Source organism: Nonomuraea sp. H19, from assembly GCF_052068215.1.
Taxonomy (GTDB): Bacteria; Actinomycetota; Actinomycetes; order Streptosporangiales; family Streptosporangiaceae; genus Nonomuraea.
The window spans coordinates 41702-52596 of sequence record NZ_JBQHCV010000044.1 but is presented as its reverse complement, the minus strand read 5'-3'; the positions used below and the strand labels follow the sequence as shown (position 1 = coordinate 52596).

General features: G+C 68.3%; 10 protein-coding genes, 2 tRNA genes and 1 pseudogene. 5 read left to right on the top strand and 8 right to left on the bottom strand.

All coding sequences use genetic code 11. From position 1 onward, the window contains the following. The first annotated feature begins 369 nt into the window (after positions 1–369). Positions 370–768: a hypothetical protein gene (locus tag ACTMTI_RS51955; protein WP_441128320.1), complete on the top strand. Its 399-nt coding sequence runs from the start codon at positions 370–372 to the stop codon at positions 766–768. A gap of 93 nt (positions 769–861) precedes the next feature. After that, positions 862–1065 (top strand): hypothetical protein, encoded by a 204-nt coding sequence (locus ACTMTI_RS51950; protein ID WP_441128319.1) that lies wholly within the window; start codon positions 862–864, stop codon positions 1063–1065. A gap of 78 nt (positions 1066–1143) precedes the next feature. Here ACTMTI_RS51950 and ACTMTI_RS51945 read toward each other — a convergent pair. From ACTMTI_RS51945 to ACTMTI_RS51910, 8 genes and pseudogenes are all read right to left on the bottom strand, one after another. Further along, positions 1144–1323: pseudogene (locus ACTMTI_RS51945) on the bottom strand (hypothetical protein); the annotation flags it as partial. 37 nt (positions 1324–1360) lie between these two features. Next, positions 1361–1828 (bottom strand): group II truncated hemoglobin, encoded by a 468-nt coding sequence (locus tag ACTMTI_RS51940; protein ID WP_441128318.1) that lies wholly within the window; start codon positions 1826–1828, stop codon positions 1361–1363. Positions 1829–1930: 102 nt separating this feature from the next. Continuing rightward, a tRNA-Met gene (locus ACTMTI_RS51935) sits at positions 1931–2007 on the bottom strand. A 115-nt stretch (positions 2008–2122) separates the two neighbouring features. Then, positions 2123–2199, bottom strand: a tRNA-Met gene (locus ACTMTI_RS51930). Between the two features lie 54 nt (positions 2200–2253). Beyond that, positions 2254–5202 (bottom strand): UPF0182 family membrane protein, encoded by a 2949-nt coding sequence (locus tag ACTMTI_RS51925; RefSeq protein ID WP_441128317.1) that lies wholly within the window; start codon positions 5200–5202, stop codon positions 2254–2256. Between the two features lie 141 nt (positions 5203–5343). Beyond that, positions 5344–6387 carry a YlbL family protein gene (locus ACTMTI_RS51920; RefSeq protein WP_441128316.1) on the bottom strand — a complete coding sequence of 348 codons (1044 nt, stop codon included), beginning with the start codon at positions 6385–6387 and terminating at the stop codon, positions 5344–5346. A 10-nt stretch (positions 6388–6397) separates the two neighbouring features. Continuing rightward, positions 6398–6823: a molybdenum cofactor biosynthesis protein MoaE gene (locus tag ACTMTI_RS51915; RefSeq protein WP_441128315.1), complete on the bottom strand. Its 426-nt coding sequence runs from the start codon at positions 6821–6823 to the stop codon at positions 6398–6400. 56 nt (positions 6824–6879) lie between these two features. Further along, positions 6880–7953 carry an NAD-dependent epimerase/dehydratase family protein gene (locus tag ACTMTI_RS51910; RefSeq protein ID WP_441128322.1) on the bottom strand — a complete coding sequence of 358 codons (1074 nt, stop codon included), beginning with the start codon at positions 7951–7953 and terminating at the stop codon, positions 6880–6882. Positions 7954–8032: 79 nt separating this feature from the next. Here ACTMTI_RS51910 and ACTMTI_RS51905 point away from each other — a divergent pair, with 79 nt between their 5' ends. From ACTMTI_RS51905 to ACTMTI_RS51895, 3 genes are read left to right on the top strand one after another with little or no spacing between them, the layout of a single operon-like run. Continuing rightward, positions 8033–9292, top strand: coding sequence for a zinc-dependent metalloprotease (locus ACTMTI_RS51905; RefSeq protein ID WP_441128314.1), 1260 nt, complete (start codon positions 8033–8035; stop codon positions 9290–9292). After that, positions 9289–9849, top strand: coding sequence for an NUDIX hydrolase (locus ACTMTI_RS51900; RefSeq protein WP_441128313.1), 561 nt, complete (start codon positions 9289–9291; stop codon positions 9847–9849). Before ACTMTI_RS51905 ends, ACTMTI_RS51900 begins: the two co-directional genes overlap by 4 nt. Before the next feature lie 32 nt (positions 9850–9881). Further along, positions 9882–10877, top strand: coding sequence for an endonuclease/exonuclease/phosphatase family protein (locus ACTMTI_RS51895; RefSeq protein WP_441128312.1), 996 nt, complete (start codon positions 9882–9884; stop codon positions 10875–10877). Positions 10878–10895 lie beyond the last annotated feature (18 nt).

Here is a 10895-nt window from a genome sequence, read left to right as displayed (position 1 = left end):
ACCGGACTTGCTCGATCTGTGGGAATTAATCCGCGCCCCGTTTCCGGGACAACCCCTCTAACTTACCAGCCAATCCGGAAAGATGCGAAACCATCCGGATGGAGCCAGCAGGAAGTGGGATTTTGCCGGGCTGGCCCTGTGGTTCCAGGAACCCCTTGGCCGCCCTGCGTGAAGCAACTCTAGCAGCCCGCGGCACCCACTTCATGCCACTCAGGTCATCAGATGGTTCTTCCCTCACCACCTGACCCTCAAACCTCCTCCACGAACTCCCTGGGGACACCCCCGGCGCAAGCCGACGGCAAGTCGCCCGCAATCGCCCTCAGGTACGAAGTACTCCACGAGCAGACTGCTCTCTCGGAGGTATCCCCTATGACCCGCTCGGAGTTCGACGACATCCGCGCCTTCCTCTCAGACGAGGCGACCCACGCCGGAGACCTGCTGAGAATCGCCAGGACGCTGGTCGACGACCTCGAGCATGCCCGCATGCGCGAGGCCGTCCTGCGTACCCACTATCTGCGGCTGCTCACAGCGGCGCGGGCGACCGTGGCGGCCGAGACCGTGGGCGCGCCCGACCCCTTGGCCTTCGTCAAGCACGAGCTGGCCGAGCGCGGCCAGCTTCCCGAGAACGACGCGGCGGTGCAGCAGATCCTGTCCGACGCTCGTACGGCGGCCGCGTTGATGGCCTGCCTCGAAAACGACGTTCCGCAGCGGCCTCGCGGCATGCGGCTGCGCCGGTGCGTCGGCCGGCGCAGGACCCTGCCCCGGTAGATGCGACGCACCGGCGGCCTTGTTGCTTCCCGGTGACCGGAGGACAACTCCAGACATGCCCGCTCTTGGATACCCGGCTGCCAGACTTCGCATATGTGGCAGCGGGGGCTGAACTGGGCGGCAATCGCCCTGGTCGGGATATTTGGCCTGATGTGGGTCGGCATCGTGATCTATGCGGACCACTTCTCCGCGCTCTGGATGCGGATCGCGCAGGTCGTGTTCGGTTTCCTGCTGTTCGGCTGGGCCGTACAGAAAGCGATCTGGATGATCAACGAGGGCCACGGCTCGAAGCGGTAGCCCATGCCTGACTCGGTCAGCGGCACCGAGGCGGGCTCCTCGTCCCCGCTGGCCGGCGCGGATGCGCGCGAGCAGCTCGTCGACGTCCTGCCAGCGCTTGGCGTTGCGGGAGCCGGGGACGTCGGTGTGGGTGAGCTCGGCGATCAGCGCGAGCGAGGGGGGCGGTCTCGACGAAGCCCACGACCACGTCCTTGCCGCGTTCGCGAGCCCGGCGCGCCTCGCTCGGCACCTCTTGCCCAGCCCGGGCGCCGCGCCCAAGTAGATGCGCGGCCGTCCCCGGACAATGCCTGCCAGGTTACGGCTGGTACGGCGGCGCGACCCCCCATCCCCAGTGCGGCACCGGCGCCTTAGGCGGAGGCGTCGCCCCCGGCTGGGAGTTGTGCCTGGCCAACCTGGTGCCCCACTCGATGTAGCCGGCGAACGCGGCCCTGAACTCGGGGTCGTCGGGCAGCCCGACCTCGTCGGCTGCGTCCATGAGCAGGTTCACCCACCTGCGGCGCTGCGGCTCGGTGATGGCCTTGCCGAGGTGGTGGCGGAGCATGTTCGGATAGCCGCCGCGCTCCTTGGTGTATCGGTCAGGGCCGCCGAACACCTCGCTGAGCCACATCGCCACGTGTCGGGGATGGTCCGGATCCATGTGGGCGAACAACGGCCCGATCAGGTCGTCCTTGACGACGCTGCGGTAGAACACCTCGGTCAGCCGCTGGAACGCTTCGGTGCCCCCCGCCCATTCGTACAGCGTGGGCGCGTCTTCATTGGTCATGTAATGATGTAATCATCAGCTTGATCGCTGGGCAATACGGACGTTTCCGGGAACGGAAAAGTCCCTGGCCGCCGGGCTAGCCGGTGACCAGGGACTTTCACTTGGTAGCGGGGACAGGATTTGAACCTGCGACCTCTGGGTTATGAGCCCAGCGAGCTACCGAACTGCTCCACCCCGCGTCGGTGTGTTACTGATAACTGTACAGCCTCACGAGAGTGCTTTGACCGTCAACGCGCATCCCGCCCCAGAAAGCCGGAGACCCGGTTTCCGTTTCCGGATTCCGGGCCTCTGGGTTGGTAGCGGGGGCAGGATTTGAACCTGCGACCTCTGGGTTATGAGCCCAGCGAGCTACCGAACTGCTCCACCCCGCGTCGCGTTGTGTCTTAAGACTAGTGGGCGACGAGGGGTGGGCGCAAATTGAATGGCTAAGACGTCCCTCCCGCTTGTGTTCCCGAGGGCGACGGCGCTGGTGACGCGGGCGCCGAGGCGGCGGGCGAAGCAGGCGGTGAAGCCGTGGGCGACGCCGTCGGGCTCGGGGACGTCGTGGGCGCTGGCTGCTGTGCGTTGGCGCTCTCAAGCGCCTTCAGCGCGTCCTGCAGCCGCTTCTGCGCCTCGCCGTAGGCGTCCCAGTTCGGCGGGCTGGCCTGCAGCGCCTTCTGCGCGTCGTCATACGCCTTCTTGGCGTTGGCGATCGCCGTGTTGAGCGCCGTGTTCGTCTGGTTGGGAGTGGCCTGCTCTTCGTTGGGCTGGGTCTGCTGTTGCTGATCGGTGCCGAAGACCTCCTGCAGGGCCTCCTCCAGCGTGCGTCCCACACCGATCTTGGTGCCGAACGACACCAGGACCCGCTGCAGGATCGGGTACGGCTCCTGCCCGCCGCCCGCGGTCACCTGGATGTACACCGGTTCGATGTAGACCAGGCCGCCCGCGTAGGGGAGCGTCAGGAGGTTGCCGTAGCGGACCGACGAGGCGCCGACGCCGAGCAGGTTGAGCTCACCCGCGAAGCGGCTCTGGAAGGAGTTTTGCGCCTGTCCCGGTCCGGGGATGGGCGTGCTGGACGGCATGCGCAGGATCCGCAGCCGGCCGTATCCGGAGCCACCCGAGGAGTCGACCGCCATGAACGCCGCCAGGTTGGGTCCCTGCCGCGGCACGAACGTGGTCGTCAGCGAGAACGTCGGCGTGCCGCCCGGCATCGTGGTGGTCAGGTAGTAGGGCGGCTGCTTGATGTTCTGCGTGCCCTGGGTCGGGTCGTTGGGGACGTTCCAGAAGTCCTGGCCGCTGTAGAAGGCGGACGAGTCGGTGATGTGGTAGCGCGACAGGGTGTAGCGCTGCACCTTGAACAGGTCTTCCGGGTAGCGCACGTGGCTGCGCAGTTCGGCGCTCATCTCCGAGGCCGGCCGGATGATGCCGGGGAAGGCCGCGCTCCAGGTCTTCAGCATCGGGTCGTTGGTGTCCCAGCCGTAGAGCTTGACCGTGCCGTCGTAGGCGTCGACGGTGGCCTTGACCGAGTTGCGGATGTAGTTGACCTTGTCGCTCGGCTGCTGGGCGATCACGCGGCGGTCGGTCGACGTGTCGCGCGTCATGTCGTCGAGGCTCTCGCTCTGCGAGTACGGGTAGTCGTTGGACGTCGTGTAGCCGTCGATGATCCAGGTGATGCGCCCGTCCACGATCGCCGGGTACGGGTTGCCGTCGAGCGTGAGGAACGGGGCGACCTTCTCGACCCGATCACGCGGGTTGCGCACGTACAGGATCTTGGAGTTGTCGTTGATGTCGCCCGACAGCAGGATGTTCGCCTCGCTGTACTTGGCGGCATAGAGAAGCCTGTTGAAGAACGACCCGACAGGGACGCCGCCGCCGGTGTAGGTCGTGTTCGCCTGGCCGGTGCCGCCCGTCTGCGGGTAGTCGAGCTCCTGCGGGTTCTTCGGGTTGCCGCCCGCGATGACGTAAGCGGAGGAGGCCGGGTCCTCGCCGTAGTAGACCCGCGATTCCTTGAGCTTGGTGCTGTCGACCAGCGGGCCGGTGACCGGCATGTCCTTGGCGTCATAGGCGGGCAGGCCGTTGGATTCGACCTTGTTGCCCGGCGCGGCGACGAAGCCGTAGCCGTGGGTGTAGACCAGCGCCCGGTTGATCCAGTTGTTCTGCTCCTGGGGCGGGCCGGTCAGCTCGCGGACGCCGATGATGTGGTCGACGAGCTTGCCGGTGCTGTCAGGGTAGCGGTCGACGTCGAGCGGCTCGGCGAAGTTGTAGAAGCCGCGGATGCGCTGGGTCTGCTCGTACGTGGTCGACACCAGCGCCGGGTCGAGCAGGCGGACGCCGGAGACCGAGGTGTCGCCGTTGGCCTGGACCTTGGCCGGGTCGGCCTGGGCGTTGTAGTTTTCGACCTCGGTCTTGTCGACGTTGTACGCCTCCCGCGTCGCCTTGATGTTGCGGTTGATGTACGCGGCCTCCTTGGCCTGCTGGTTGGGCTTGACCTGGAACTGCTCGACCAGCGCCGGGTAGACGCCGCCGATCAGGATGGCCGAGAGCACGAGCAGGCCGAAGGAGACCCCGGGCAGCATCCCGCCGGGGCGCACCACGCCGGCGAAGAACAGCGCGGCGCAGATCAACGCGATGATCGCGAGGATGGTCTTGGCCGGCAGGACCGCGTTGACGTCGGTGTAGGAGGCGCCGTGCACGAAGCCGCGGTCGGAGAAGACCAGGCCGAAGCGGTCGACCCAGTAGGCCACGGCCTTGAGCAGCACGAAGACGCCCAGCAGCGCCGACAGGTGCACGCGCGCCGCCTTGGAGGCATGCAGCCCGGGCGACTGCAGGCGGAACCCGCCGTAGAGATAGTGCGTGATCGCCGCCAGCACGATCGAGATGATCACGGCGGTGAACAGGAAATTGAGCACCATCCGGATGAACGGATAGTCGAACATGAAGAACGAGATGTCCATCTTGAACAGCTCGTCCTGCTTGCCGAACGTCGCGCCGTTGATGAACTGCAGCCACGTCTTCCACTGCCCCGCGAACGAGGACCCGGAGAAGAGCGCGAGCAGGCCCATGCCGGCAATGAAGATCAGCTTGCGGTGGGGGTCGAGCGCCATGCGGTAGCGGTCGGCGCCGCTGCCCCCGCCGAACATCGCGGGCCCGAACATTGGCCGCATGCGGAAGGCGAGCAACATGTTGCCGCCGGTGATGCCGACCATCAGCACCGCGCCGACCAGGAACAGCACGATCTGGGTCAGCACCACACCGGTGAAGACCGACGTGTAGTCCAGCGCGTCGTACCACAAATAATCGGTATAAATTCCGGAAAAAAGGAAAAACAGCGCGACGATCGCCACCAGAGCGATCGCCACAGGCAGAAGCAGTCGCGGTCGGCGGGGCAAGCGCATTGCCCTGCCGGCTCCTGGGGTCCGGAAGCTCAAGGCCAACCCCTCGTCGTAATGAAGAAACGGTCCGTGTCTGGCAACCTACACCGCTAGGCCAGCCGTACGGCTAACGCATGGCGATCGCCAAAAGTTTCATCGGCGTTCTCATCCGCGGCACGCCGGCACGTTCCCCTTGCCCGTGCGCAGCGCGTCGAGCGCCAGCACCGCGTCGTGCAGCGTGTCGGCCCTGACCAGGCGGAGGCCGTCGGGCACCGCCTTCATGGCCTCGGCGCAGTTGTCTGCGGGGGTCAGGAAGACGTTGGCGCCGGAGTCCTTGGCGCCGACCATCTTCTGCTGGATGCCGCCGATCGCGCCGACCTCGCCCGTCGGCTGAATCGTGCCGGTGCCGGCGATCTTCTTGCCGCCGGTGAGCTCGCCCGGCGTGAGCTTGTCGAATATGCCGAGCGAGAACATCAGCCCGGCGCTCGGCCCGCCGACGTCGCCCACGTTGATGTCGACATCGAACGGGAATTTGTATTTGGCCTGCATGACCACGCCCACGAGGGTCTGGCCCTCGGGGCCCGCCACGGTCTGCAGGGTGACGTCGAGCTTGTCCTTGCCCCTGGTGATGTTGAAGACCACGCTCTCGCCGGGCTTGTGCGCCTTGACGGCGTTGGCCACGGCCTCGACGTCCTTGGCCGGCTTGCCGTCGACGGAGTTGATCTCGTCGCCCTTCTGCAGCTTGCCGTCGGCGGGCTTGCCCTTCTCCGTGGACACGACCGTCACGACCAGGCTGTAGGGGATCTTGAGCTCGTTGAGCGCGGCGGCGGTCGCGGAGTCCTGGGAGTTGGTCATCTCCACCGTGTTCTCCTGCTCGACCTCCTTGGGGTCGCGGTCAGGAGCGAAGATGGTCTCCTGCGGGACCACCGCGACGGTCGGGTCGATCCACCCGCGCAACGCCGTCAGCAGGTCGATCTGCGCGGCCGGCCCGCCCTGGTAGGCCACCGTCACCAGGCTCAGCGCGCCGCTGGTGGGATAGGTCTGCCGCCCCTTGATGGAGATCACCGGCTTCTTGCCGACCTCGCCGATGGTGTTCTCCGTCGGGCCGGGGCTCAGCACAACGTACGGGACCGGCCGGAACGCGCCCACCACGCCCAGCGCCAGCACCAGGAATCCCGCGAGCAGCAGAGTCAGGGCGCGTCGTGACATGTCGATGAGCTTATTCGCAGGCGCCGACCCACTCGGTCGCTCCGTCGGCGAAGACCTGATGCTTCCAGATCGGGACCTGTGCCTTGAGGTCGTCGATCAGCCTGCGTGCGGCTTTGAACGCCTCGTCCCTGTGCGGCGCGGCCACGGCGACGACGACGGCCGTGTCCCCGAGGTCGAGGTCGCCGACCCGGTGCACGGCGGCCATCGCCGTCACGGGGAAGTCGGCCGCCACCTTCTCGGCCACCTGGCGCAGCTCGGCCTCCGCCGAGGGGTGCGCGGAGTAGGAGAGCCTGGTCACGGGCTTGCCGTGATCCTGCTCGCGCACGGTGCCCACGAAGATCGCGGTGCCGCCGGCGGCGTGGTCGCCCACGGCGGTCAGCACCTCGTCCACGGAGAGCGGAGTTTCGCGAATAGCGAGCAACCGGATGACGTCCACGGAAAAAGCCTACAAGGCCCCGGCGGCAGTCCATCGAGCAGATTTCTCATGGGCCATTACTGACGCCGCTTCTTACGCACCTGGCGAACGATCGCGGCGGTGCCGATGACGGCGACGGTGGCGCCGGCCGCGGTGAGCGTGGCCTCCTTGACCGGCAGCCGCCTGCCGACCACGGTCGTCCTCCTCTCCCGCAGCTCCAGCAGCTGCTCGAACGCGGCCGCGTTGGTCCACGAGGGCTTCCAGCCCGCCTCGCGCAGCGCCGCGCAGTCGACGACCCACGGATAGACGACGTAGTGCAGGTCGGTCGCGGGCGCGGGGGTGATGCCGAGCCTGTGGAGCCGCTGCGCCGTGCCGAACGTCAGCCCCGCCGGCAGCTCGAACCTGCGAAGGCCCGACAGCTCCTCGACCTGCTCCTGCTCCAGCCAGCCGTCGGAGCCGACCGCCACCACGCCCGTGATGACGCCGCGGGCGGCCAGCTCCAGTGCCGAGACCAGGTCGTCGACGTGGCAGAACTGCCAGCGCGGGCTGCAGCCCTTGACCGTGAGGAGCCTGGGGGACTCGAAGTGCCGGGTGATCACCGTGTCCATGCCCGGGCCGACGACCGCGGCCGGGCGCAGCACGGTCAGCTCGAGTCCCGGGTGGCTGCGGAGCGAGCGGCGTACGAGGGACTCGAGCTCCAGGTAGTCGCCCACGACGCCGGTGTCGGGCTCGGCGGCCACCGGGGCGTCCTCGGGCAGGGGCACCTCGTTGTCGGGCGCGGCGCCGTACACCATCGCGCTCGTGACCAGCACCACCCGGCGTACCCGCGCCGCGGCGCAGGCCGTGAGCACGGTCTGGGCGGCCCGCAGGTTGTACGCCCGCCGCTCCCCCGGGTCGGAGTCGACGGCGTAGTCTCCGGCCAGATGGACCAGAACGTCGATGTCGGAAATCCGGTTCGCCAAGAGCGGATCTCGTACGTCGATCACTCTCCACGTGGCTTCCTGAACGTCGCCACGCTGCTCGTCAATGGCCACCACCCTGCGGAAATCCGCGGAGGATACGAGCTTTGCGAGCAGCTCGCGGCCTATGCCGGAGGCCGCGCCGGTGACGGCGACGACGGGTTGGCGCGGGCGTTTCGAGGTAGGCACCAGGTCCTCACTTTGCACTGATCCGCCGTAGGACGACTAACGTGGCGGATGTGGACTCCTCCATCCTGCACGAGGTAGAGCGGTGACTGACCTGCCAGGTCGCGAAAACGACCCTAACGAAAACCCGTTCGCCATGTTCGGCAACCCTGAGCAGATGGCTCAGGCGATGCGCCAGTTCGCCGACATGCTGTCGGCACCTCAGGGTTCGGGCCCTGTCAACTGGGACATGGCTAAGAACATCGCCCGCCACGCCGTGGTCGCCGAAGGCGATCCGAGCGTCATGGAAGGCGAGCGCCGCCAGATCGTGGAGGCGCTGAGCCTGGCCGACCTGTGGCTGAACGAGGCGACCACGCTGCCGAGCGGCGTGTCGAACCCGCAGGCCTGGAGCCGGTCCGAGTGGATCGAGAACACCGTTCCGATCTGGCGCAAACTCTGCGAGCCGATCGCCGCGCGCATGGTCGAGACCATGGGCGGCGCGCTGGGCGGCGCTGGCCTGCCGCCGGAGGCGCAACAGATGGCCGGGCCGCTCATGGGCATGCTCAAGCAAATGGGCGGCATGATGGTCGGCCAGCAGATCGGCCAGGCGATCGGCACGCTGGCCCGCGAGGTGGTCGGCACCACCGACATCGGCCTGCCGCTGTCGGACAGGGCCGCGCTGCTGCCCGGCGGCATCGCCTCCTTCAGCGAGGGCCTGGAGATGCCATCCGAGGAGATCAGGATCTACCTGGCGCTGCGTGAGGCCGCGCACCACCGGCTGTTCCAGCATGTCCCGTGGCTGCGCTCGCATCTGCTGGGCGCGGTCGAGGAATACGCCAAGGGCATCACGGTCGACACCTCGGCGCTCGAAGAGCAGATCCGCGGGCTCGACATCAACAATCCCGAGGCGATCCAGGAGGCGCTCAGCGGCGGCAACCTGCTCAAGCCCGAGGAGACCGAGCGGCAAAAGGCCGCCCTGGCGCGTCTGGAAACGATGCTCGCCCTGGTCGAGGGGTGGGTCGCCACGGTGGTCGACAGGACCGCCGAGGGCAAGCTGCCCTCCACCGTCGCGCTGTCGGAGACCGTACGCCGGCGCCGGGCCACGGGCGGTCCTGCCGAGCTGACGTTCGGCACGCTGGTGGGGCTGGAGCTGCGGCCGAGGCGGCTGCGCGAGGCGGCGGCGCTGTGGCGCGCCCTGGAGGGCGAGCGCGGGGTCGACGGGCGCGACGCGCTGTGGGGGCACCCGGACCTCATGCCGACGGCCGACGACCTCGACGACCCCGACGCGTTCGTACGCGGCGAGGCGGCCTGGGACATCTCCAAGCTGGAGGACAAGCCGGACGACGACGAGGGCGACAAGAGTTGAGCCTGCACCGCGACGCGGTGGCGGTGCTGTCCGCCTGGACGGCGCCCACGCCTGAGGAAGAGGCGCTGCGCACGGAGTTCCTCGATCACCTGCGGGCTCACGACGACGCGATGCTGCGCGGGTGCGTTCCCGGGCATCTGACGGCGACGACGGCGGTGCTGTCGCACGACGGCTCGCGGGTGCTGCTGACGCTGCATCCGAAGGCCGGAATGTGGCTGCCGATGGGCGGGCACTGCGAAGTGTCCGACGCCTCGCTCGCGGACGCGGCGCTGCGGGAGGCCTGGGAGGAGTCGGGAATCTCAGGACTCGAGTTGCTGCCTGGGCCGCTGGCGGTCGACAAGCACGCGGTGTGGTGCCATCCGCCGCAGAGCTGGCATCTCGACGTCGAATACGCGGCCGTGGCCCCTCCCGGCGCCGAGGCGGTGATCAGCGAGGAGTCGCTGGACCTGCGCTGGTTCCCGGTCGACGAGATCCCCGACCTGTCGGACGACGCGACGCGGCGATTGGCCAAACGTGGCCAGGCGGCCCTTAGCTCCGGCTCACGTGCCGTTGGCTAGAGTCCTTTGCGTCGTTCCACAGAGGGGGATGCGTGGATGCTCCGGCTGAGTCGCCTGTCGGCGGCACGATCGTGACGCCTGTTCGCGGCCGCCGGGTGCGCGCCGGATCGGCATTGACCTGGATGGCCGTGACGCCGTTCGCGGCGTGGGCGATCGCCAGGGTCGCCGGGCTGGAGCGGGGGTCGCTGCCCACGCAGCTCATGACCGCGACCCCGTACGCCGCGGCGGGCTCGCTCGTCCCCCTCCTGATCGCCGCGGTCGGGCGCAAGCGCGCGGCGACCGCCGTCGCGCTGCTCACCACGACCGCGCTCGGCTTCAGCGTGCTGCCCCGGGCGCTGGGCACGGGCGAGGCCACGACCGGCCGGCCGTTCAAGGTCATGACGATCAACATGTTGTTCGGCCGGGCCGACATCGAGACGATCATGAAGCTCGTCCGCGAGTTCGACCCCGACGTGCTGAGCACGCAGGAGCTGACGCCGGGGGCGGTGTCCGACCTGGACGCGGCCGGGCTCAAGGAGCTGATGCCGCACCGGATGCTGCAGGACGAGTGGAGCGCCGGTGGGAGCGGGCTTTACTCCAAGTACGAGGTCGAGCCGCTGTTGGACCGGACCCCGCCGGTCGGGCACAAGATGCCGGCCGCGGTGGTGTCGCTGCCCGGCGGGAAGCCGATCGAGTTCGTCGACGTGCATCCCTATCCGCCGCTGGGTCCGAACGTCGCCGATTGGAACGCGGCACTGGAGGCCCTGCCCTCCGCTTCCCATGATCGGGTGCGGATCCTGGCGGGCGACTTCAACGCCTCCCTCGACCACGCCGCCATGCGGAGGCTGCTGGCCCGCGGCTACAAGGACGCGGCCGACCAGGTGGGGGCCGGGCTGATACCGACGTGGCCGGCGAACAAGCGGGTGCCGCCGATCATCACGATCGACCACGTGCTGGTGGACCAGCGGGTGGGGGTGCGTGAGGTCAGCGTGCACACCGTGCCGGGGACCGACCACCGCGCCGTGCTGGCCGAACTCACCGTGCCCTGAGCTTCACATACGGCGGGG